Origin of the sequence: Aeromonas sp. RU39B, assembly GCF_900156095.1 — a bacterium.
Lineage (GTDB): Bacteria > Pseudomonadota > Gammaproteobacteria > Enterobacterales > Aeromonadaceae > Aeromonas.
In genome coordinates this window covers 1-21,623 of the sequence record NZ_FTMJ01000022.1, presented here as the reverse complement: position 1 = coordinate 21,623, position 21,623 = coordinate 1, and the positions used below count along the sequence as shown (strand labels likewise).

General features: G+C 59.5%; 19 protein-coding genes and 1 pseudogene. 12 read left to right on the top strand and 8 right to left on the bottom strand.

What is annotated here, in order from left to right; all coding sequences use genetic code 11:
• Nucleotides 1–128 precede the first annotated feature (128 nt).
• A complete protein-coding gene (locus BW958_RS19720; RefSeq protein WP_076577614.1) occupies nt 129–1,919 on the bottom strand; it encodes an AMP-dependent synthetase/ligase in 1,791 nt (596 codons plus the stop codon).
• A gap of 199 nt (nt 1,920–2,118) precedes the next feature.
• On the opposite strand from BW958_RS19720, the gene BW958_RS19715 reads away from it, so the two are divergent.
• Nucleotides 2,119–2,715 (top strand): hypothetical protein, encoded by a 597-nt coding sequence (locus tag BW958_RS19715; protein WP_076577613.1) that lies wholly within the window; start codon nt 2,119–2,121, stop codon nt 2,713–2,715.
• Between the two features lie 5 nt (nt 2,716–2,720).
• Here BW958_RS19715 and rimI read toward each other — a convergent pair whose 3' ends face one another.
• The gene (gene rimI, locus BW958_RS19710; RefSeq protein WP_076577612.1) at nt 2,721–3,170 is read right to left on the bottom strand and encodes a ribosomal protein S18-alanine N-acetyltransferase; all 450 of its coding nucleotides are present in this window, start codon (nt 3,168–3,170) and stop codon (nt 2,721–2,723) included.
• Complete coding sequence (locus BW958_RS19705) at nt 3,163–3,561, bottom strand: DNA polymerase III subunit psi (RefSeq protein ID WP_076577616.1); 399 nt, start codon at nt 3,559–3,561, stop codon at nt 3,163–3,165. The genes rimI and BW958_RS19705 overlap by 8 nt, the downstream gene beginning before the upstream one ends.
• Before the next feature lie 108 nt (nt 3,562–3,669).
• On the opposite strand from BW958_RS19705, the gene BW958_RS19700 reads away from it, so the two are divergent.
• Entirely contained in the window at nt 3,670–5,259 is a 1,590-nt protein-coding gene (locus tag BW958_RS19700) for an ATPase RavA domain-containing protein (RefSeq protein WP_076577611.1), read from the top strand.
• A gap of 3 nt (nt 5,260–5,262) precedes the next feature.
• The gene (gene viaA / locus BW958_RS19695; RefSeq protein ID WP_076577610.1) at nt 5,263–6,714 is read left to right on the top strand and encodes an ATPase RavA stimulator ViaA; all 1,452 of its coding nucleotides are present in this window, start codon (nt 5,263–5,265) and stop codon (nt 6,712–6,714) included.
• Here the strand turns inward: viaA and BW958_RS19690 are convergent.
• On the bottom strand, nt 6,692–7,702 hold the full coding sequence (locus BW958_RS19690; RefSeq protein ID WP_256702084.1) for a sensor domain-containing diguanylate cyclase: 1,011 nt from the start codon (nt 7,700–7,702) through the stop codon (nt 6,692–6,694). The genes viaA and BW958_RS19690 overlap by 23 nt on opposite strands.
• A gap of 135 nt (nt 7,703–7,837) precedes the next feature.
• Between BW958_RS19690 and BW958_RS19685 the strand changes: the two genes are divergently transcribed.
• The 4 genes from BW958_RS19685 to BW958_RS19670 all read left to right on the top strand — a co-directional run bounded on the left by BW958_RS19685 (nt 7,838) and on the right by BW958_RS19670 (nt 12,423).
• On the top strand, nt 7,838–9,682 hold the full coding sequence (locus tag BW958_RS19685; RefSeq protein ID WP_076577608.1) for a tetratricopeptide repeat-containing diguanylate cyclase: 1,845 nt from the start codon (nt 7,838–7,840) through the stop codon (nt 9,680–9,682).
• Nucleotides 9,683–9,884: 202 nt separating this feature from the next.
• Nucleotides 9,885–11,471: a peptide chain release factor 3 gene (gene prfC / locus BW958_RS19680; RefSeq protein WP_076577607.1), complete on the top strand. Its 1,587-nt coding sequence runs from the start codon at nt 9,885–9,887 to the stop codon at nt 11,469–11,471.
• Between the two features lie 65 nt (nt 11,472–11,536).
• A complete protein-coding gene (locus tag BW958_RS19675) occupies nt 11,537–12,010 on the top strand; it encodes an ASCH domain-containing protein (protein ID WP_218641788.1) in 474 nt (157 codons plus the stop codon).
• A 77-nt stretch (nt 12,011–12,087) separates the two neighbouring features.
• Nucleotides 12,088–12,423, top strand: coding sequence for a nuclear transport factor 2 family protein (locus BW958_RS19670; protein ID WP_076577606.1), 336 nt, complete (start codon nt 12,088–12,090; stop codon nt 12,421–12,423).
• On the opposite strand, the gene BW958_RS19665 is transcribed toward BW958_RS19670, so the two are convergent.
• Entirely contained in the window at nt 12,411–13,343 is a 933-nt protein-coding gene (locus BW958_RS19665) for a bifunctional helix-turn-helix transcriptional regulator/GNAT family N-acetyltransferase (RefSeq protein WP_076577605.1), read from the bottom strand. The two genes, BW958_RS19670 and BW958_RS19665, sit on opposite strands and share 13 nt — an antisense overlap.
• Nucleotides 13,344–13,491: 148 nt before the next feature.
• Entirely contained in the window at nt 13,492–14,532 is a 1,041-nt protein-coding gene (locus tag BW958_RS19660) for an alkene reductase (RefSeq protein ID WP_076577604.1), read from the bottom strand.
• Between the two features lie 158 nt (nt 14,533–14,690).
• On the opposite strand from BW958_RS19660, the gene BW958_RS19655 reads away from it, so the two are divergent.
• Nucleotides 14,691–15,260: a TetR/AcrR family transcriptional regulator gene (locus BW958_RS19655; protein ID WP_076577603.1), complete on the top strand. Its 570-nt coding sequence runs from the start codon at nt 14,691–14,693 to the stop codon at nt 15,258–15,260.
• 6 nt (nt 15,261–15,266) lie between these two features.
• Here the strand turns inward: BW958_RS19655 and BW958_RS19650 are convergent, their stop codons facing one another.
• Nucleotides 15,267–16,178: a LysR family transcriptional regulator gene (locus BW958_RS19650; protein WP_076577602.1), complete on the bottom strand. Its 912-nt coding sequence runs from the start codon at nt 16,176–16,178 to the stop codon at nt 15,267–15,269.
• A 127-nt stretch (nt 16,179–16,305) separates the two neighbouring features.
• On the opposite strand from BW958_RS19650, the gene aguB reads away from it, so the two are divergent.
• The 3 genes from aguB to BW958_RS19635 all read left to right on the top strand — a co-directional run bounded on the left by aguB (nt 16,306) and on the right by BW958_RS19635 (nt 20,337).
• The gene (gene aguB, locus BW958_RS19645) at nt 16,306–17,196 is read left to right on the top strand and encodes an N-carbamoylputrescine amidase (protein ID WP_076577601.1); all 891 of its coding nucleotides are present in this window, start codon (nt 16,306–16,308) and stop codon (nt 17,194–17,196) included.
• An 86-nt stretch (nt 17,197–17,282) separates the two neighbouring features.
• A complete protein-coding gene (gene aguA, locus BW958_RS19640) occupies nt 17,283–18,377 on the top strand; it encodes an agmatine deiminase (RefSeq protein ID WP_076577600.1) in 1,095 nt (364 codons plus the stop codon).
• Nucleotides 18,378–18,633: 256 nt separating this feature from the next.
• Nucleotides 18,634–20,337, top strand: a complete 1,704-nt coding sequence (locus BW958_RS19635) for an amidase (RefSeq protein WP_076577599.1) — start codon at nt 18,634–18,636, stop codon at nt 20,335–20,337.
• A gap of 155 nt (nt 20,338–20,492) precedes the next feature.
• Here the strand turns inward: BW958_RS19635 and BW958_RS19630 are convergent, their stop codons facing one another.
• Nucleotides 20,493–21,323, bottom strand: coding sequence for a hypothetical protein (locus tag BW958_RS19630; protein ID WP_076577598.1), 831 nt, complete (start codon nt 21,321–21,323; stop codon nt 20,493–20,495).
• A 187-nt stretch (nt 21,324–21,510) separates the two neighbouring features.
• Here BW958_RS19630 and BW958_RS20720 point away from each other — a divergent pair.
• Nucleotides 21,511–21,623, top strand: a pseudogene (locus BW958_RS20720) (transposase); the annotation flags it as partial.

The window sequence follows — 21,623 nt, the reverse complement described above, 5'->3', positions numbered from 1 at the left end:
CAAAATTGAAAGGCCTGAGTCCGGTGCAGTACCGAACTCAGGCCTTCTTGATTTAACCCGTATCTTTAACTGTCCAACTTTATGGGGTCAGTTCAATGTTGCGGGGCTTTGCATTAGCGCGGGAAGCGTCAGGAGGCGCCATACATGGCGTCGATCTCTTGCTTGTAAGTGGCTTCGATGATGCGGCGACGCAGCTTCATGGTCGGGGTGATTTCACCCTGTTCCATGGAGAAGGCGCGCGGCAGCAGGGTGAATTTTTTCACCTGCTCGTACTTGGCCAACTCTTTTTGCAGCTCGTTGATGCGACGCTCAAAGAACTCCACCACCCGTGAGTTGCGCAGCAGTTCGGCCTTGTTGTGATACTGCAGGTTGATGGAGCGGGCATACTCTTCCAGCGAATCGAAGCAGGGCACGATCAGCGCCGAGACAAAGTGACGGGCATCGGCCACGATGGCGATCTGCTCGATAAAGCGATCCTTGCCGATGGTGCCTTCCACCAGTTGCGGCGCCACATACTTGCCGTTGGAGGTCTTCATCAGCTCCTTGAGGCGCTCGGTGAAGAAGATATTGCCCTGCACGTCCACATCGCCGGCATCGCCAGTGCGCAGGAAGCCATCCTCGGTCATCACCTCGGCGGTGGCTTGTGGCTTGTTGTAGTAGCCGCGCATCACGGTCGGACCGCGAACCAGCAGTTCGTTGTTCTCACCCAGTTTCACCTCGATGTCGCTCAGCGGCGTACCGATGGCGCCGAGTTTGAAACGGCTCTCTTCATAGCAGCAGACGGTGGCGGTGGTTTCGGTCATGCCGTAGCCATATTTGAGGTTGAGCCCCATCGCCTGGAAGAAGAGGTTCACTTCGTCGGCCAGACGGGCTCCGGCCACCGGCAGGAAGCGGGTGCGACCACCGAAACGGGCGCGCAGCTTGCGAAATACCAGCCGCTCGGCCAGCCACAGCTGGGCGTAGAGTAGGGGAGAGATGGCGTGGTCGCTCTGGCGATGTTCCACCACCTGCACACCAACCCGGGTGGCCCAGCCAAACAGGGCGCGGCGCAGGGGCGGGGCATCAGCCACCTTGGCCTGAATCATGGCGTAGGCCTTCTCGTAGAGGCGCGGCACCGAGCACATCAGGGTCGGTTTGACCTCGCCGATCACGTTCATCACCTGCTGCGGATCGCGCAGATAGACGTTCTCGGCGCCGCGATAGAGGACGTAATAGGTCCAGGCACGCTCGAAAACATGGCTCAGCGGCAGCATGCAGAGAGAGACATCATCATGGCCCACTTCGAGGCGATCGTCGTGCATGCGCAGGCAGGCGGCCAGGTTGGCAAAATCGAGCATCACACCCTTCGGCTCACCGGTGGTGCCAGAGGTGTAGATCAGGGTCAGCAGATCATCCATGGCGTAGCGGGTTTCGCGATCACGCAGTACCTGCTCGCTCGGGCCGTGGTTGCCGCTGCTCATAAAGGTCTGGAAGTGACTGGCTGCCGCGCAGCCACGCAGACTGACCTGGCCATCGAGAGCCACGATCTGGCTGATGTCGCCGCTCTCGAGCAGTTGCAGCGCTTGATCAAACTGGGGCTGCTCGCCGACAAACAGAATGCGGATCCCGGCATCGCGCACGATATAACGGGCCTGTTCGACCGTGCTGGTCGGATAGATGGGCACGCTGACACCACGAGCGGCCAGAATTCCCAAATCGGCCTGGGTCCACTCCGGCATGTTGCGGGCATAGATGCCGACCATCTCGTTTTCCTGATGACCGGCGCGGATCAGCGCCTGAGCGCAGTAATCCATGGCCTGACCCAGAGTGCGCCAGCCAATGGCGCGCCACTGGCCGTCCTGCTGTACCCGCAGGGCGGCCTTGTTGCCCAGTTGGGCGATGCGCTCGCGAAACAGACGAACCAGATGCTGCTGGGGCATGACAATATTTCCTCAATATTCATAAAACAGATGTACGCCAACAAGGGGCGTCTCAGTGGGCTGGCAGTGTAGAGATTTAAAATTAAGCTTACAAGTGTTCGCTGGTTTGTGGATCACATTTTTGGCAATTAAAGGGATCGATTAGGCGTGCTGATTAAATGGTGATTAAATGGAATAAACGCTGAACGGAGTGCAAGTCATGGCCAGTCGTCGAACCGTTGTCCTCATTGCTGCGTTGGCAGGGCTGGTTGCATTGTTGATTGGCGCGGCTGGTTGGTGGTGGTTTAGTGCACCAGACGAGCCGGTAGCGACTGCTCCGGCCCCTGTTAAGCTGACAGGTTGGCAAAGCGGTGAATTGGGTTATCAGAAGGTACAGCAACACCTTAAGAGCCATCCCTCACCGGTGCTCTATCTGATTGAGCGCAATCCCGGCCACTGCTGGCGCTGCAAGCAGTTGCACGACATCCTGTTCAATCATCCCGAGATGCAAAATGAGCTGGCGCCCTTTGTGAAAGTGGTACTCAACCCGGATCAGAACAACCAGAGTGAGTCGGCGATCCGCAAGTTGCCGCCCATTATCTCCTATCCGGCTCTTTATCTGCAGAACGCGGTGGGGGGGCCAGTAATCCCCTTGCGGATCGTCGTAGATGCCAAACAGATATGGGTGCCGCGCGATGCCTATACCAAGGGCAATTTCATGCCCCTGTCGGCGGCGAGTCTGGGTATGGCGATTGAAAATTCCAGCAAATTGCTGGCAGAGGGTAAGGCGCCTGACCCTGCCAAAAGCCAGCAGTAATGCGATCAGGAGAAGGCAAACAGACGCGACATCAGGATCGCATCTTCGCGCTCGCTACCTGCGCCGTAATAGCCATCCCGCCGGCAATACTCGGCAAACCCTTCGCTCTCGTACAGTGCGATGGCTGACGCATTGCTGGCGCGCACCTCAAGAAACCAGGCTTCGGCACCGGCGCTGGCGCTGCGCTCGAGATAGTGCTGCAGCAAGGCGCGTCCCAACCCTTTTCCTTGCCAGTGTGGGTGCACGCAGATGTTCATCAGCGAGCTGTCACCGGCCACCAGATCAGAAATGTAGAAGCCGATAGGTTGCCCGTTTTCCAGCATCAGCCCGTTGAGATAACGCCCGCCAAAGCAGGAGAGCAGGTTGGCCTGACTCCACGGCCAGCGATGGGCGGCCAGTTCAATCGGGTAGACCAGATCTGCATCGTGTTCGGTCAGGGGGCGAAATTCAGGCATGACGGCTCCGGATCTGTTGCCACAGGGCGCGTTTTTGTTGTGGGGTCGGGTGCAGCGGGCAGACCAGCGCCGCTGGGTGATCATTCGATGGCTCGCACAGCCAGAGCCACTCGGGTGAGCCGGGTGGCAGTGGGCCGGGTGGCACCAGGCTTATCTCCCCGGCGTTAAGGCCAAGGGATGCGCAGATATCCGCCAGCAGCTGCGGCGCGGGCAGGCTCTCGGCCTGTAGCCAGAGACGGCCATCGGCCACCGGGGCTGCCTCGACCTGAGCTGGCGCCTGCTCGGCAGCCGCTGGGGCGCCTTGCAAGGGGCGGCGCAACTGCCAGGTCGCAATGCCCATCCGGGTCAGCATGGCACTGCGCAACTCATCAATGGACGCTGGATCTTGCATCAGCCGTGATTCACTCTTGATTTGGATTGGAGAAAAGCGCGAGGTGCAGAGTACACTCGAAGCCTCCATTGTGCATCATGCGAACGTGACTTTCGGGACGACACCCCTATGCCCCCATCCTCATTTGCCGCGTTATCACCCCGAATTTCCCGTCTGCTTTCGAGTCTGGGCGAAGGGCTCTACGAACGACAAGATGTGCTGCGTTTGTGCCTGCTTGCTGCGCTGGCCGGTGAGAGCGTGTTTCTGCTCGGCCCGCCCGGTATTGCCAAGAGTCTGATTGCGCGCCGCCTCAAGCAGGCGTTTGCCGATGCGCGCCACTTTGAATATCTGATGACCCGGTTCTCCACGCCCGAAGAGGTGTTCGGTCCGCTCTCGATTCAGGCTTTAAAGCAGGAGGGTAAGTACCAGCGGCTGACCAGCGGTTATCTGCCCGAGTCGGAAGTGGTGTTTCTCGACGAGATCTGGAAGGCCGGCCCGGCGATCCTCAATACCCTGCTTACCGCCATCAACGAGCGCCAATTTCGTAACGGCGAGAGTCAATATGGCATTCCATTGCGCTTGCTGGTGACCGCCTCGAACGAACTGCCGGCGGCTGACAGCGGCCTCGAGGCGCTCTATGACCGGATGCTGGTGCGGCTGTGGCTGGATCGGGTGCAGGAGAAATCCAACTTCCGCGCCCTGCTCGCCAGTGAGGGTAATGCCGAGGTGATGTTGCCAGCCGGGCTGGCCATTAATGGCGAGGAGTACCAGCAGTGGCAGGCAGAGGTCGATCAGGTGGTGCTGACCGACGACTGCTTCGAGCTTATCTATCTGCTGCGCCAGCGCATCGACAGCCAGCTCGGTGGCCACTGCTATGTCTCGGATCGGCGCTGGAAGAAAGCGGTGCGTCTGGCCAAGGCCAGCGCCTTTTTCAACGGCCGCAACGAGGTAGTGCCGCTTGATCTGCTGCTGTTTAAAGATTGCCTCTGGCACGATGGCCAGTCGCGCCAGTCACTGCTGGAGATCATGGACGAATCGGCCCGCCTGCACGGCTATCAGCAGCTGGCGCTGACTCGTCAGCTGCATGCGCTGCAGGAGCAACTGTTGCAACTGGAGCGGCAGGTGGCGCATCGGCTGGCCTGCAAGTCAGTGCAGCGCAAGCAGTGGTTTGGCCGGCGCGGCCGTGGCCAGCAGTTGGACATGAGCCGGGCACGCCTTTTTGGCAAGCATTTCCATCTGCATCTGCTGCATCCGGCGCCGCTCGATGCCGACGATCCGCAGCGCCTGACCGCCACTCTGGTGTTTGACAAGGCGGTGCTGAGTCACTGGCATCCGATTGGCGAGAAGACGGTCGGCTGGCGGCTGGGTAACCCGCGCGAGGGCCACTTCGAGCTGACCTTAAACGATCAGCATGAGTTGCAGGTGCTCGACGAGCAGCGCCATCCTGTGGCTCTGCTGCTGGTGGAGCAGCCGGTGCCCGAGGTGGTACTGGCGCCGTGGCGCGAGCAGCTGGCCAATCTTGGCCGTGACCTGCAAGCCCTGCAACAGCAGGTGCGCCGTCAGCGCATGCTGTTTGAGCAGCATCAGCATCACCTGTTTGTCAGCCAGGAGTGGCTGCAGAAGGTGGAGAGCAGTTTCTTCGTGCTGGTGCGCGATCTGGACGGGTTTGCCGAGCGGCTGGCCGGCTGGCCGGCCCGGCTCAACCTGCTCGCGGAGTAAGTCATGCTCGAAATCGGCGCCATGGACCTGGGATTGCTGATGGCCGAGAGCGAGCTGGCCACCGAGGTGATGGTGACGCTGGCCGCTTCACCCAAGATTGCCGAGTTTATGCGCCGTGCTCCGCGTCAGGCCGAGCAGCTGCGCCGCCGTCTGCATAAACGCAGTGAGTTGCTGGGTGACGAGATTCGCCACAAACCGGTTCCGCCTACGCTGGAGCGGGAATACCGCGCTTATCAGCAGCACCGTACCCTGCCGCTGGCTGAGCTGGTCGAGCAACTGCCGCAACTGCAACTGATGCTGGAGCAGAGCAGCGCCTTTGCCGGCGAGGCGCGCCATCTTATCCGGCAACTGCTCGAGCAACCCGGCCCCGGCCGCCAGCAGCTGCTGTTTGAGCGCTGGCGCATGAGTCTGGTTGGTGCCCTGCTCAAGCTGCAGCAGGACATTGCCGAAGCCGAGCGCGAAAAGCTGCGTCAGGAGATTGAGGATCAGCTGCTGGCCAACCGCACCCTGGCCGATGCGCTCGATCCACATCAGACCGCCGCTGGCGGCCTGTGGGATCTGGCGCAGGGCAAATGGCACCGGCGCAGCCTGGATCTGGTGCGGCAATACGCCAAACTGCTGCAAAAAGAGCCGCTGTTAAGCGAGATCGCCGATAAGCTGGGGCGCAGTGAGCAGTCATTGCGCCAGCATGAGAGCCCGTTGCCGCCGGTTGAGGTGCGCGAAATGAAAGCCGTGCAAAGCGACGAGGTGCCCGACGATCTGGTGGGCATCCACCCGGCTGGTGATCTGCTGCGGATGCTACCTAGCGAAGCGGCCATGCTGGGGGATGAGGATCTCGAAGATGAGTTTTACCGCCGCTATCTGGAGCGGCGCTTGCTTAGCTACCAGTCGCGTGGCGTCTTGCCACGTCATCGGGTAGTGCTGGAGCGGCCGCAGGCGGGAGGGCAGCAATTGCGCGAACGCGGCCCTTTTATCGTCTGCGTCGATACCTCGGGCTCGATGGGCGGTTATCCTGAGGAGTGTGCCAAGGCGCTGTTTTTGGCGCTGCTCAAACACACCCTGAGCGAGCAGCGTCCCTGCTACCTGATGCTGTTTTCCACCAGCGTGGCGACCCTGGCGATTCGTCCCGACACCGGACTGGATCAGGCCGAGCGCTTTCTCTCCATGAGTTTCCACGGCGGCACCGATCTGGTGCCTTGCCTTGAGCAGGCGCTGACGCGACTGGCCGACCCTGAGTTTCGCCGGGCCGATGTGCTGGTTATCTCCGATTTTATTGCCCAAAGCCTGCCGCACGTTCTGCTCGACAAGATGAACGCTCAGCGCCGCGAGCAGACCCGCTTTCATGCGGTGGCCCTGTCACGCCACGCCAAAGGGGCACTGCTGCGGGTGTTTGATAACAGCTGGCTGCTCGATTGCGGTCTGCGCGGCCGCCTTATACGCCGCTGGCAACGGTGATGGGCGGGAAAGGGCGCAAGATGGCGGTCGGCGCCTCCCGATCCCCCAACTGATAACCGCCCCGACCGGCCCGCTTGACTCGGTACATGGCCTGATCTGCCCGCAGCATGACGGCCGCCAGATCGTCACCGGGCAGCACTGCCTCCATCCCCATGCTCAGCCCGATACCGGCCTCGCCCTCATCAAGGGTAAACGGCTGTGAAATACGCTCGACGCACGCCTCGGCGAGCGCCCGCGCTGCGTTGCTCTCCATGGGCCAGGGCAGCAACAGCACAAACTCGTCCCCACCCAGCCGGCCGATTGCCACATCATTACCCGCCACGTCGCGCAGACGCTGACCAACCTGAATCAATAGCTGATCCCCGGCGCGGTGGCCCAAGGTGTCATTAACCTGCTTGAAGAAGTCGAGATCGAGAAAGCAGACGGTTTGCGGGCGCGCTTGAACAAAACGCCGGTTGAGCGCGGTGCGATTGAGCAGGCCGGTGAGCGGATCGCGGTGCGCCAGCCGGGCGAGCTGCTGCTCGTACTCTTTCTCGTGGGTGATATCGATATGAGTGCCCATCACCCGCAGCGGTGTGCCATCTTCGTCACGCTCCACCACCCTGCCGCGATCCAGCACCCAGGTTACCTTGCCACCGATGCCGACCATGCGATGCATCACCTGATAGAAGGGGCTGTGCCCCTCCAGATGATCGAAGAATGCCTTGAGCACCGCCTCGCGATCTTCCGGGTGAAGGTGATCGCGCCACACATCGAAATGGGCCTGCTTTTCCTTTGGTTCGAAACCCAGCATGGCGCCCCAGCGCCGGTTAAAGATGATGAGCTTGCCCGTTGGCACATCCAGTTGCCAGATACACAGACCGGTGCCATCCATGGCGGCATCCAGCTTTTCGCGGGCATCTTGGGCTACCCGTCGCAGCCGCTCGTTCTCACGCTGCAGGCGTTGATTCTCTTCCAGCAACTGCCGGTAAAGCGCTTCATCAGGCAAAGGGCGCATCCTCTCTGTTGACTGGGGCTCATGTTTACCAGCCGGCTGGCCGATGTAAAGAGTCCAATGGGGGGCATGAGTCGCAGAGTCCCCTTATACTTTGCATATGCATCAAGTTTGCCAAGGAAGACAAGCATGAGAAGAGCCGCCGTCGTGTGGTGGTTGGCCAGTTGCCTGGTGCTCCCGGTCTGGGGTAGCACCGACATTATCCCGCAGCTGGAAAAACTCGAACGCAGCTATCTGCCCTGGCAGCCCAGAGTGGAACTCATTGCCCCCTTGTCGGCTGAGATTGACCGCTATCCGCCAGATATCCAGATGCGGATTCGTCGCCTCGGCTGCTGGACCCAGCCAATGAGCAGCCAGGATGCGCTGCGTGAGGCGGTGCATCATACCGATCTGCTGATCGCTCTGGCGCGCCAGCAGCAAGATGGCCGCGCCGAAATTGAATTTACCACCTGCCGTGGTTGGTTTAATCAACTCAGTGGTGAAGGGGCGCTGGCCAGTAACGATTACGATCAGGCCATCGAGCTGGCGCAACAGCGTCAGGCCCATGCCGAAGAGGCGCAGGCGTTGCTGCGGCGCGGCGCCATGCTCTCGTTTCGTGGCTATCAGGCCAATGCCCTCAAAGATCTGCTGCTGGCTTACCGGCTGTATGACGAGCTTGGCTGGCAAAACCGGGCGCAGCAGGTACAGCTTGAGATGGCGCTCTGCTATCGGCGCATGGCGCAGTATGAGATGGCCGAGGAGCTGTTGACCCAGGTGAGCAAGAATTTCGCCGAGGTCGATGACGTTGAGAGTCACAGCACTCTTTATCGCGAATTTGGCATGCTCTATCTGGATCGCGGCCTTTATGAAGATGCCCTGCATATGTTGCAGCAGTCGCGGGTCTATGCCGATGAGCATGGCCACAAGATAGAGTCTGCGCTCTCCTATCTGGCCGAGTCGGAAGTGCTGCTGCGCCAGTTCAAACCCGAACAGGCGATGAGTGTGCTGAATCTGGCCGGCGAAATTCTCACCCCGGCGGTTAATCCGACGTTGCATGCCCACTGGCAGCTGGCCAGAGCCCGGGTCGAGGTGGCTCGCGAGCGGCCGCATGATGCGCTGCAGTTGCTGTCGCGCGCAGAGCCGTTGGTCAATCGGGAAGAGAATACCCAGATGCTACTGTGGCTCTATCAGAGCCGCAGCGATGCACTGGCCCTGCTCGGTGAAGAGCGCGCCGCCCTCGATGCGTTGCGCCAATTCGTTGTGCTAGAGCACCGTCTTGACGAGCAGCAGCAGAGCGAGCAGCGCAACTGGATGCGCAGCGAGTTCGAGCTGACCAAGCAGGAGGCGGAAAACCAGAAACTGCGCGCCCAGCAGGAGGTTGAGCGCAAGGAGCGGGAGCAGGTCGAAGAGCGCCGTTTCTGGCGCAATGTGGTGATTCTACTTTGCGCAGTCGTCGCTATCTTGCTGTTGGTGTGGCTGATTGATCGCAATCGCCGCATGCGCCACTTGGCCTTTACCGACGAGCTGACCGGTATCGACAACCGTCGCCGCATTATGTGGCAGGGGGAAGCGCTGCTTGAGCTGGCTCGCCGTCAGCACTCACCGTTTTCCATCATTTTGTTTGATATCGATTTTTTCAAAAAAATCAACGATACCCTCGGCCACCATCAGGGGGACCGGGTGTTGCAGTGGGTGGTGCAGTGTTCACGCAGCCTGTTGCGTCGCAGTGACATGATTGGGAGAACCGGTGGTGAGGAGTTTATGATCCTGCTGCCTGGCTCCGGTTTGCTCGATGCCGAGCGGGTGGCCGACCGGGTACGTGCGTATGTTGCTTCGCGGGTACTGCCCGGCATGAATCAAGCCGTCACCATTAGTCTGGGCTGCGCCGAGCTCCAGCCGGCCGACCATGATTTGCATGCCCTGATACTGCGGGCAGACGAGGCCCTCTATCGGGCCAAGGGCAACGGGCGCAACCGTGTGGAGCGGGCTGAGTGACGGGCTGGGTATTTTTCGCCCGCGCGGGTATAATACGGCGCGATTTATCCGCCAAGTGGAACGGGACCCCATGTAACACGCTGCAATGACTAACCTGCCTGCGGGCAATCCCGAATTGACGTCCCAGTGCAGCGTGAGGCGTCATGTGTCTCCATTCTGGTCGCGGTAGTTCCGCGGCCGACCAACTGAAGAACAGTGAATCATGTCATCTGAATTTCTGAGTGAAGTCTCCAAGAGACGCACTTTTGCGATCATCTCGCACCCCGACGCCGGTAAAACCACCATCACCGAGAAGGTGTTGCTGTTCGGACAGGCGATCCAGCGCGCCGGTACCGTCAAGGGCCGTGGCTCGGGCCAGCATGCCAAATCCGACTGGATGGAGATGGAGAAGCAGCGTGGTATCTCCATCACCACCTCGGTGATGCAGTTCCCCTATGCCGATTGTCTGGTCAACCTGCTCGACACCCCGGGTCACGAGGACTTCTCCGAAGATACCTACCGTACCCTGACGGCGGTCGACTGCTGCCTGATGGTCATCGATGCCGCCAAGGGTGTTGAAGATCGGACTCGCAAGCTGATGGAAGTGACCCGTCTGCGCGATACCCCCATCCTCACCTTCATGAACAAGCTGGACCGCGAAGTGCGCGACCCGATGGAAGTGATGGATGAGGTAGAGCGCGAGCTGAAGATCATGTGCGCGCCCATCACCTGGCCGATCGGCTGCGGCAAATCCTTCAAGGGTGTCTACCACCTCTACAAGGATGAGACCTATCTGTATCAGACCGGTCAAGGCCACACCATCCAGGAGAAGCGGGTGGTCAAGGGGTTGAACAACCCGGATCTGGATGCCGCCATCGGCGCGGAGCTGGCTGCCCAACTGCGCGGCGAGCTGGAGCTGGTGCAGGGCGCCTCTCCCGAATTCGACCACGAGGCCTTTATCGCTGGCGAGATGACGCCGGTCTTCTTCGGTACTGCACTGGGTAACTTTGGTGTCGACCACATGCTCGATGGCCTGACCGACTGGGCGCCGTCTCCTATGCCGCGCAAGGCCGAGAGCCGCGAGGTGGAAGCGACCGAGGAGAAGTTCTCCGGTTTCGTGTTCAAGATCCAGGCAAACATGGATCCGAAACACCGCGACCGTATCGCCTTTATGCGTATCGTGTCAGGCACTTACAGCAAGGGCATGAAGATGCGCCACGTGCGCATCGGTAAGGATGTGAATATCTCCGACGCCGTGACCTTTATGGCTGGTGACCGTGAGCAGGCGGAAGACGCCTTCGCCGGTGACATCATCGGGCTGCACAACCACGGCACCATCCAGATCGGTGACACCTTCACTCAGGGTGAAGAGCTCAAGTTCACCGGGATCCCCAACTTCGCACCAGAGCTGTTCCGCCGCATTCGCCTGCGCGATCCGCTCAAGCAGAAGCAGCTGCTCAAGGGGCTGGTCCAGCTCTCGGAAGAGGGTGCGGTGCAGGTGTTCCGTCCGCTGATGAACAACGATCTCATCGTGGGTGCGGTCGGTGTGCTGCAGTTTGACGTGGTGGTGTCGCGCCTTAAAAGCGAGTACAACGTGGAAGCCATCTATGAGGCAGTCAACGTGGCGACCGCCCGCTGGGTGGATGGGAGCGATGTGAAAAAGTTCGAGGAGTTCAAACGCAAGAACGAACCGAACCTGGCCCTCGATGGCGGCGACAACCTCGCCTATATCGCCCCGACCATGGTCAATCTGCGACTGGCCGAAGAGCGTCACCCCGACGTGACCTTCCGCCAGACCCGCGAACATTGATAGTGAGCCCCGCCAGATGGCGGGGTTTCTTTTTCAGCCGATGTCGTCTTGCAGGGAGTGACGAGATGAACGAGTTGAATGACGCCAGCCGGGTACTGGTTGAGCGTTATCTGGCGAGCCTGCCCGAGTCTGAGCGTCAGCACCGCCATGTGGTTGCCGATTACTTTTGTGCCGATCAAGAGAGTGCCGACACCTGCGCCGCGCTGGTCGCGGCCGGGCGCAAGCGGGCAACCTGCAGTCTGGCCTACTGGTATCGGGAAAAAGGCGAGCGGATGCCAGAGCCTCGTGATCTGCTGGTGGTGACCGACTGGCTGGGTGAACCCAAAGCGTTGGTCGAAACCCTCTCGGTGCGTGAGTGTCGTTACTGCGAGGTGGGCGCCGATTTCGCCGCACTGGAAGGTGAGGGCTATGGGTCACTGAGCTGGTGGCAAGCCGCCCATCGTGACTTCTTCAGTCAGGAGATGGCCTCGCAAGGGCGGGAGTTTGACGAGAATATGCTGCTGGTGCTGGAGACCTTTCGGGTCGTCGCGCTGCCCTGAATGACAAGAACAAGTTAGGATGTACAAATTCAGAGATGGGCTGCTCAGGCAGCCCTCTGCATTGAAGGAGAATCGGGATGTCGGTGATTACACCTGTTGAGGCCCAGATGGCGGCCTATAACGCTCATGATCTTGAGTCTTTTGTGGCCTGCTTTGCTGAGGAGTTCAAGGCTTATCGCATGCCGACCGAGCAACCTTCAATGGTGGGACGGGCGGCATTGCGTGCCTTTTACGCCGAGCACCGTTTCAACAACCCGGCACTGCGTGCCGAGCTTCTCACCCGCACCGTGCTTGGCAACATGGTGTTCGACCATGAACGGATACATGGCCTTGCACCAGAGCCTATCGAGAGCGTGGCGGTATTTGAGGTGCATGAAGGGCTCATCACTACCGCCTGGTTCTATTTCGCCTGAGGCTCGGGCGCAAGGGCGCGGACCATCCGGATCTCGCAATCACTGTGACCGGTGCAGCCAAGCGGCGCCGAGAGGTGCTCAAAGCCGAGTGACTCATAGAGTGCGGTGGCTTCACGCAGGCAGGCAGTGGTCTCCAGATAGCACTGGGTAAACTCAAGCTCACGCGCCTGATTGAGCGCCTGCAACACCAGCCGGCGACCAAATCCGAGACCTCGCAGCGCCGGCATAAAGTACATCTTCTGCAGCTCGCAGATTGCTCCGTCGCTGCCGGCCAGCACGGCAATGCCGCCGCCACCCAGGATCTCCCCCTGATCACTCTCAATCACCCAGTAGCGGCTACGCTCGCCCTGATAGGTTTCAAACAAGCGGTCGAGGTTGGGGTCCGAGACGCCATAACCGCGGTCTGCAGTCAGGCCATATTCGGCCGATACGCTGCGGATCACCGCCGCAATCGCCTGGTTATCGGCAGGGCCAATCAGCCGCAGTGAATAGGTTTGCTGGCGGCGGGCACGTGACAGTGCGCTGCGATAGCGCAGGCACCCTTCCCATACCTGCTGCTGCTCCTGCTCGTCGAGTTGTGCCAGGGTCAGCGCCATCTTCTCGTCCATCTGTAGGTGAAGCCGTTCCAGTTGCTGCACACCGGCATCGGTCAGGGTGGCCTCTTTGCTGCGCCCGTCCGAGGGGTGGGCCTGCCATGCGATCAGGCCACGCTCGACCAAGCGAGCCAGCGGCCGGCTGGTGTTGGACTTGTCGATTCGCAGGCGATCAGCCAGTTGCTGGTTGGTGGCGGGGGCATCTTCCAGCTCGATCAGCAGGTGCGCCTCGACCGGGGTCAGTTGCAGGGTACCGCACTGCATCGAGAGCATGCCCAGTTCACGGACCAGTTCTCGCGACAGGGCGCGCAGGGTTCGGCTATCCATCGATAAAACTCCATTTGGTTGTGCTAAACAACAATATGGGGATTTGGTTGTGGATCGCAAGTAGTTTTAATGCGGAGAAAAAAAAGGCGGACCTCCCTGGTCCGCCAACTGGCTAATCATCGTGGCTTAAATGAAGCGGGGGTGTTGTTTAGACCAGCTCAGGCAGCATGCTTTCGCTGTAGGCAACCAGTTCTGCGCCGTCACGAACCCGGGCGATATAGTCCGGGTTGGCAATCAGTGGACGACCGATCGCTGCCAGATCGAAGCGGTTGGCAGCCACAGCCTCGGCGGCGCTGTCAGCGTTCAGTTGGCCGACACCGACCAGATTGCCGCGGTAATGGGCGCGCATGTAGTCGCTGGCGCGGCCATCGAGATAGTCGAAGGTCATGTTGTCATCGAAGATACCGACGTGCAGATAGGCCAGCGCACGGGTATCGAGCTGGGCCAGCAGGTAGTCGAACACGGCGCGATCACGGGCATCACCCTTGAGGTGCACATAGCCACCCGGTGAGAGGCGCAGGGCCGTGCGATCGGCACCGATGCGGGCCGTGATAGCGTCCACAACGTCGAGGGCAAAGCGAGCCATCTTCTCGGGGCTGCCACCAAACTCGTCATCGCGCTGGTTGCTGTCGTGGTGCAGGAACTGGTCAATCAGGTAGCCGTTGGCACCGTGAATTTCGACCCCATCGAAACCGGCATCGATGGCATTGGCGGCGGCTTGGGCATAGTCCAGCACCAGCTGAGCAATCTCGGCCACCGTCAGGGCGCGCGGCACCTGATAAGTCAGCTCACGCATGCGCGGCACAGTGCCTTCAAAAGCGACGGCAGACGGCGCCAGCACCTCGGCATGGTGGAAGAAGGGGTGGGAGAGACGACCCACGTGCCACAGCTGTGCGAAGATCTTGCCACCGCCGGCATGCACCGCGTCGGTCACTTTGCGCCAACCGGCAATCTGCTCGGGGCTGTACAGGCCGGGGGTGTTAGGGTAGCCCTGACCGTCCGGACGAATGATCACGGCTTCGGAGACGATCAGACCCACGTCAGCGCGGCGGCCATAGTAGGCGGCCATCAGATCGGTCGGAACCAGACCGGGACCGGCCATACAGCGGGTCAGCGGCGCCATTACAAAGCGGTTGGACAGCGTCAGGGTGTCATTGAGGCGGTACGGTTGCAGCAGAGAAGCAGTCATGGGGTGGCTCCGGTCAGTCGATTCTTGAATGCGCATTCAAAGGGTTTTCTGTGATAGATGCAAGTCTTTTTTGAATGATTGTTCAACAGCGGTTGGCCCATCGGGTCGGCTGCGCTAAAATGCGGTCATTCATTTCACATTCATCGAGCTGTAACCAGATGCGCTGTGCCGAATTTGACCGAGAGCAGGTCCTGACCCAAGCCATGGAGGCGTTTCGTACCAACGGCTATGCCAAGACCACCATGCAGGATCTGGTGGCCGCAACCGGTCTTCACCCCGGCAGCCTCTATGCTGCTTTTGGCAACAAGCGCGGGTTGCTGCTTGAGGCGGTGGATCACTACATCGCTATGCGCAGCCAAAGCCGGCTCGACCTGCTGGCCGGCCATTCGCCGCTAAAAGGCATTCATGTCTATCTGCTGCATATGGTGGACGAGATGCTGCGTGGCACCTGCCTGGTGACCCGCGCTGTGATGGAGCTCGATCAGGATGAAGAGCTGCACCAGCGTCTGTGCCGCATCCACTCCAATCTCGAAGCCGATCTCAATCAGGCGCTGACCGATGCGGCGGCGGCTGGCGAAATCCCGGCCAACGCCGATATCCCAACCTTGACGGCCTATCTGCTGGTGGGCGTGCAGGGATTGGTGACCTACTCCCAGTGCCGCAACGATCCGGCCCTGTTGCAAGCGGTGGTCGGCCAACTGCTGGCTGGCCTCACTGTCACCCGCTAACACCCGTTAGCCTGAGACGACCAGCTCTTTCATGAGGGAACGCAGCCACAGCAAGGCAGGCTGCTGCCCCTGCGCCGGATGCCAGACACAGTTAAGGTGATAACCCGGCACATCCTCCGGCAGCGCCAGTGCGCGCAGTGGCCAGTGATCGGCCAACAGGTCGGCCACCTTGCTGGGCAGCACCAGCAAATGGTCGGTCTGGCAGACGATGGCGGCCGCCGACATATAGCTCTGGCTGTTGACCGAAATGCTGCGTGACAACCCCTGACTCTCCAGCCAGCGGTCAAAACTGGTCTCGGACGTGCCAAGCGGTGAGTGGAACACATGGGTCATGCCAATCAGCTGCTCCAGCGCCAGATGATCGCCGATGGCGGCCAGATCGCTGCGTACCAAGCCGGCCAGCGGCTCGGTGAGCCAGGTCTCTTTGCCCAGATAACCGGGCACCTGCATGTACTCATCAAACCCCAGCACCAGATCGATCTCGCCCGAGGCGAGCTCGGCTTCCGGCAGGCGATCGCGCAAAATGCGGATCTCGATGCTCACGCCGGGCGCCAGATCCTTGAGGCGGGCGATGAGTGGCGGAACCAATACGCACTCCACATAATCGGTGGTGCACAGCACAAAGCGGCGGCGCGAGCTCAAGGGATCGAACTGCTCCTCGTCGCTCAGTTGTTGCTCAAGCAGACGCAGTGCCTGCCGCACTCCGCTGTGCAGCCGCTGCGCTCGCGGCGTGGCCACCATGCCTTGTGGCGTGCGCACCAGCAGCGGATCATTGAGGGCGGTGCGCAGTCGGCCGAGGGCGTGGCTCATGGCCGGCTGGCTGATAAACAGCGTCTCGGCGGCGCGGGTGACGCTGCCCTGCGTCATCAGGGCGTCAAAGGCGAGCAGTAGGTTAAGATCGAGCTGATGCAGTTTCACGGCATGTATTCGTCATGTTTATGGGACAATACATCTTATTCATTTGATGGATAGCGGTACACCTTCATACACTGTGTCCGTTTCCCTTGTTCCGGCAGCAAGGCGCTGCCCTGTTAGGAGAGTTGTCATGGCAAAGGTGAAGGTTGCGGCTACCCAGATGGCCTGCTCCTGGGATCTCGACGCCAATATCAGCAACGCCGAGAGGCTGGTGCGTCAGGCGGCGGCTCAGGGGGCCCAGATCATCCTGATCCAGGAGCTGTTCGAAACGCCCTATTTTTGCATCGACCAGAGCCCGGAGCACTTCGAGCTGGCCCAGACCGTCGAATCATCCCGCTTGATCGCCCACTTCACCGAGCTGGCGAAAGAGCTCAGCGTGGTGCTGCCGATCTCCTTCTTCGAGCGCCGTGGTAACGCCTTCTACAACTCGCTGATCATGATCGATGCCGATGGCTCGCTCGGGGATGTCTATCGCAAGACCCATATCCCGAACGGCCCGGCCTATCAGGAGAAGCAGTTTTTCACCCCCGGTGACACCGGCTTTATGGTGTGGGAAACCCGCTATGCCAAGGTGGGCGTCGGCATCTGCTGGGACCAGTGGTTCCCGGAAACTGCCCGTAGCCTGGCCCTGATGGGCGCCGAGCTTATCTTCTTCCCGACCGCCATTGGCTCGGAGCCAGCCTATCCCGATATCGACTCTCAGCCGCACTGGACCCGCGTTCAGCAAGGTCACGCCGCCGCCAATCTGGTGCCGGTGATCGCCTCAAACCGCATCGGCACCGAGACCAGCAAGTACATCCCCGATTTTGAGATGACCTTCTACGGCTCCTCCTTCATTGCCGATCAGACCGGCGAGCTGGTGGCTCAGGCCGACAAGACCAGCGAGTGCGTGCTGGTGCACGAATTTGACCTCGACGCCATCGCCAAACAGCGCAAGGCGTGGGGGTTGTTTCGCGACCGTCGTCCGGAAATGTATAGCACTGTGCTGACCTCCGACGGCGAAAGCCACTGGATGCTGTAAGCCAATCCGTTTAACCAAGCCGGCGGGCCCATGCCCGCCCGTTGCCGCTTTTCTGGCAGCCATCCTGCCAGCGTGAGGAATCTGTAATGAGCAAACTTCTTAGCTCCCTGCCTGCCGCCGACGGTTTCTTTATGCCCGCTGAATGGGCGCCGCAACAGGCCGTCTGGATGATTTGGCCGTTTCGCCCGGACAACTGGCGTGACGCGGGTAAATTCGCCCAGTCCACCTTTGCCAAGGTAGCCGACGCCATCGGCGGCGCGACGCCGGTATTTATGGGTGTGCCGGCTCAATATATGGAGCAGGCCCGCGCCATCATGCCGGCCCACGTCACGCTGGTTGAGATGAACAGCGATGACTGCTGGGCGCGCGATACCGGCCCGACCGTGGTGATCAACGCCGCTGGCGAGTGCCGCGCCGTCGATTGGGGCTTTAACGCTTGGGGCGGCTTTAAGGGCGGTCTCTATCACCCGTGGAACCAAGACGAGCTGGTGGCCGGTCAGATGGCCGCGCAGCACGACTTTGCCCGCTACCAGGCGCCGCTGATCCTCGAAGGCGGCTCGATCCACGTCGATGGCGAAGGCACTTGCCTCACCACCGCCGAGTGCCTGCTCAACGAGAACCGTAACCCGCACCTGAGCAAGGAGCAGATCGAGCAGCACCTGCGCGACTATCTGAACATCAGCAAGGTGATCTGGCTCGAAGAGGGCGTCTATCTGGACGAAACCGACGGCCACATCGACAACATGTGCTGCTTTGCCCGTCCGGGCGAGGTGATCCTGACCTGGACTGACGACCAGAACGATCCGCAATATGCGCGCTCCAAGGCCGCGCTCGAGGTGCTGGAAAACACCACTGATGCGCAGGGTCGCCAGCTGAAAATCTGGCTGATCCCCCAGCCGGGCCCGCTGTTTTGCAGCGAAGAAGAGGCCCAAGGTGTGGTGGATGGCAGCGGCGTAGCGCGTGACTCCGGTCACCGTCTGGCGGGCTCTTACGTCAATTTTCTGATCACCAACGATCGCATTGTCTATCCGCTGCTCGACCCGGCCACCGACGATCTGGCGCAAGCCAAGCTCGAAGAGATCTTCCCCGAGCACACCGTAGTCGGCGTGCCGGCGCGCGAGATCCTGCTGGGCGGTGGCAATATCCACTGCATTACTCAGCAGATCCCGTCGGGTAAATAAGAACCGGATGACGATCCTGCTGCGAGGCCGTGATCAAGGCTCATGTGCTGCTCGGAAGCCTCACGTATGTTTATACGCTCCGGTTCCTGTGCTGCTCTTCACCTTGCTGACGGCCTCTCGCGACGGGTCGTAAACCGGTTCCTGTTGGTATTCAAAACCCCACGCCGTGGGGTTTTATCTCTTGATGGCGTGGTGGTCGCAGGCGCTGATGCGGCGATCATCATGACAAACAGTCACCCTTTTACAGGAGATCAAAATGATCGAAGTGACCGAGGTTTCCATTGCCGAGCTGCGTCATGCGCTCGAATCAGGCCGCACCACAGCGGTCGAATTGGTCAAAGCCTATCTGGCCCGGATCGAGGCCTACAACGGCCCCGAGACTGCCACCAAACTCAACGCCGTGGTGGTCGCTAACCCCGATGCGCTTAAAGAAGCGCAAGCCTCTGATGAGCGCCGTGCCCGTGGCGAGACCCTAAGCCCGCTCGATGGCATCCCCTATACCGCCAAAGACAGCTATCTGGTCAAGGGGCTGACCGCCGCCTCCGGCAGCCCGGCGTTTAAAGATCTGGTCGCCCAGCGTGATGCCTTTACCGTTGAGCGGCTGCGCGCCGCCGGTGCCATCTGCCTTGGCAAAACCAATATGCCGCCGATGGCCAATGGCGGCATGCAGCGCGGCGTCTATGGCCGTGCCGAAAGCCCGTATAACGCCGATTACCTGACCGCACCGTTTGCCTCCGGCTCTTCCAACGGTGCCGGTACCGCTACCGCCGCCAGCTTCTCCGCCTTTGGTCTGGCGGAAGAGACCTGGTCGAGCGGCCGTGGCCCGGCCTCCAACAACGGTCTGTGTGCCTACACCCCGTCCCGTGGTGTGATTTCGGTGCGCGGCAACTGGCCGCTGACTCCGACCATGGACGTAGTGGTGCCCTATGCCCGTACCATGGCCGATCTGCTGGAAGTGCTCGACGTGGTGGTGGCCGACGATAGTGACACCCGTGGCGATCTGTGGCGCCTGCAGCCCTGGGTGCAGCTGCCCAAGGCGTCCGAGGTGCGTCCTGCTTCCTATCTGGAGTTAGCTGCCAAGGCCGATGCCCTCAAGGGCAAGCGCCTTGGCGTGCCGCGCATGTTTATCAACAAGGATGAACTGGCCGGCACCAGCGACAACCCCGGTATCGGCGGCCCGACCGGTCAGCGCATCCATACCCGCGAGACCGTGATTGCCCTGTGGGAAGATGCGCGCAAGGCGCTGGAAGCCGCTGGCGCCGAAGTCATCGAAGTGGACTTCCCGCTGGTATCCAACTGCGAAGGGGACAGACCCGGTGCGCCGACCGTGTTCAATCGCGGCATCGTGAGCCCGGAGTTTCTCAATGACGAGCTGTGGGAGCTCTCCGGCTGGGCGTTTGATGATTTCCTGCGCGCCAACGGCGATCCCAAGCTGAATAAATTGGCCGATGTGGATGGCCCTCAGATCTTCCCGCACGACCCGGGCACCCTGCCCAATCGCGAGGGCGATCTGGCGGCGGGCATGGACGAGTACGTCAATATGGCCAAGCGCGGTCTCAAGCGCTTTGACGAAATTGCTTCGGTGCCGGACGGCCTGCGCGCTCTGGAGCAGACCCGCAAGCTGGATCTGGAGGACTGGATGGACGGGCTCAAGCTCGACGCCGTGCTGTTCCCGACCGTCGCCGACGTCGCCCCGGCTGATGCGGATGTGAATCCGGCCTCCTCCGATATCGCCTGGAGCAACGGCATCTGGGTTGCCAACGGCAACCTCGCCATTCGCCACCTCGGCGTACCGACCGTCACCGTCCCCATGGGCATCATGACCGATATCGGTATGCCGGTGGGCCTCACCTTCGCCGGCCGCGCCTACGACGATAACAACCTGCTGCGCTTCGCCTCGGCCTTCGAGTCCACCGGCAGCAAGCGGATGGTGCCGCCACGGACGCCGCCGTTGGGGTGAATATTCCGGATTGGTTCGGTGATAAATAAAACAAAACCGCTCATGTAATATGGGCGGTTTATATTTTAGTGGAGGAATTATTGTTTCTTTGTAAAATATATCTCTGAAATATTAAAAAACCAGAGATAATGAACTCTAATCTCACAGCTAACATTTTAATCGGTATGGGATTTTTTCCTTAAGACCATGTGGATGGTTGATAGATAAAAGTAAAACATCCAGCTTAACCATATTGCAGCATCGTAATCTGTCTTTTGTCTGTCATTATGATGCCTTATTCCAAAGTTGTTGGCTATATTAAATATGTCTTTTTCATCTTTCGTTGTAAGATGCTCTTGTAACTGAGGTCTTAAATACTCCAAAACATCGGCTAGGTCTCGTACTGCCTGACGTCTATTATCAATGCTTGCGCCATGTCTACGAAAACTAGTTGTAGCCGCATTTATTCTATTTATTATGTTTTTGTCTTGGGATGGAATTTCTGCAGAGAATATCGCCTCGAAGCCCTTCTCAGGTATATGAAGCACCTCTCCACTATCTGTTAGTTCAAACTTCACTCTATAGTGGCCAAGCACAGTATTTATTTTTTCTTTAAATTCAATCTGACCATCTTCTTTACTAAATTTTTCCCAATGCATCCCACATTCACCCCATGAATGCATTACTCCATCAATTGGTTTTGAAACCTTTTGGTAGAGGTATTCTATGATATCTAGAAGATCGTCCTCACTATATGATTTGCAATATAACTCAATTGGCCATAAATACTTTTTTCTGACTGACAATAGGATGTCTAGTTCGACATCCTTTATATTCCCTGTTATCGGGCCAGCATCGACACAGTTAAACCCAAAGGCCTCATCGAAGTAACCTTCCGACATAAATTGATTGAAAACTCTAACAAATAGCTCAACGACATCCTGTAGTTCAAGACCATTGAGATTTGGATTGACTCCAATTCTTTGAGAGTAGAAAACATGAGACATATCACGCACCTAGATAATTAATATTTGAGTCATTATAAAGCTTGTCATGATTTATCTGAAGCTCATTAGGGCCGTAGGTTCGAATAGCGAAGCGTATTCGGACTATGACTGCTTCGAGGACACCCACCTTTTTGACAGCGGCGTAGCGGGCTGCTTGGCTTAAGGCTTAGCGCCGAGGGAGGTTGCCATGACCATCGCCCGTTCTCGTCAAATCAGTTTGCAGGATACGCCCTACTACCACGTGGTCAGTCGCTGTGTGCGCCGGGCATTTCTGTGCGGCGAAGATAGCCATTCCGGCCA

Excerpts from the sequence above, each read along its gene's own strand:
- BW958_RS19720 (WP_076577614.1), bottom strand. The coding sequence starts at position 1,919 with ATGCCCCAGCAGCATCTGGTTCGTCTGTTTCGCGAGCGCATCGCCCAA.
- BW958_RS19715 (WP_076577613.1), top strand. The coding sequence starts at position 2,119 with ATGGCCAGTCGTCGAACCGTTGTCCTCATTGCTGCGTTGGCAGGGCTG.
- rimI (WP_076577612.1), bottom strand. The coding sequence starts at position 3,170 with ATGCCTGAATTTCGCCCCCTGACCGAACACGATGCAGATCTGGTCTAC.
- BW958_RS19705 (WP_076577616.1), bottom strand. The coding sequence starts at position 3,561 with ATGCAAGATCCAGCGTCCATTGATGAGTTGCGCAGTGCCATGCTGACC.
- BW958_RS19700 (WP_076577611.1), top strand. The coding sequence starts at position 3,670 with ATGCCCCCATCCTCATTTGCCGCGTTATCACCCCGAATTTCCCGTCTG.
- viaA (WP_076577610.1), top strand. The coding sequence starts at position 5,263 with ATGCTCGAAATCGGCGCCATGGACCTGGGATTGCTGATGGCCGAGAGC.
- BW958_RS19685 (WP_076577608.1), top strand. The coding sequence starts at position 7,838 with ATGAGAAGAGCCGCCGTCGTGTGGTGGTTGGCCAGTTGCCTGGTGCTC.
- prfC (WP_076577607.1), top strand. The coding sequence starts at position 9,885 with ATGTCATCTGAATTTCTGAGTGAAGTCTCCAAGAGACGCACTTTTGCG.
- BW958_RS19675 (WP_218641788.1), top strand. The coding sequence starts at position 11,537 with ATGAACGAGTTGAATGACGCCAGCCGGGTACTGGTTGAGCGTTATCTG.
- BW958_RS19670 (WP_076577606.1), top strand. The coding sequence starts at position 12,088 with ATGTCGGTGATTACACCTGTTGAGGCCCAGATGGCGGCCTATAACGCT.
- BW958_RS19665 (WP_076577605.1), bottom strand. The coding sequence starts at position 13,343 with ATGGATAGCCGAACCCTGCGCGCCCTGTCGCGAGAACTGGTCCGTGAA.
- BW958_RS19660 (WP_076577604.1), bottom strand. The coding sequence starts at position 14,532 with ATGACTGCTTCTCTGCTGCAACCGTACCGCCTCAATGACACCCTGACG.
- BW958_RS19655 (WP_076577603.1), top strand. The coding sequence starts at position 14,691 with ATGCGCTGTGCCGAATTTGACCGAGAGCAGGTCCTGACCCAAGCCATG.
- aguB (WP_076577601.1), top strand. The coding sequence starts at position 16,306 with ATGGCAAAGGTGAAGGTTGCGGCTACCCAGATGGCCTGCTCCTGGGAT.
- aguA (WP_076577600.1), top strand. The coding sequence starts at position 17,283 with ATGAGCAAACTTCTTAGCTCCCTGCCTGCCGCCGACGGTTTCTTTATG.
- BW958_RS19635 (WP_076577599.1), top strand. The coding sequence starts at position 18,634 with ATGATCGAAGTGACCGAGGTTTCCATTGCCGAGCTGCGTCATGCGCTC.
- BW958_RS19630 (WP_076577598.1), bottom strand. The coding sequence starts at position 21,323 with ATGTCTCATGTTTTCTACTCTCAAAGAATTGGAGTCAATCCAAATCTC.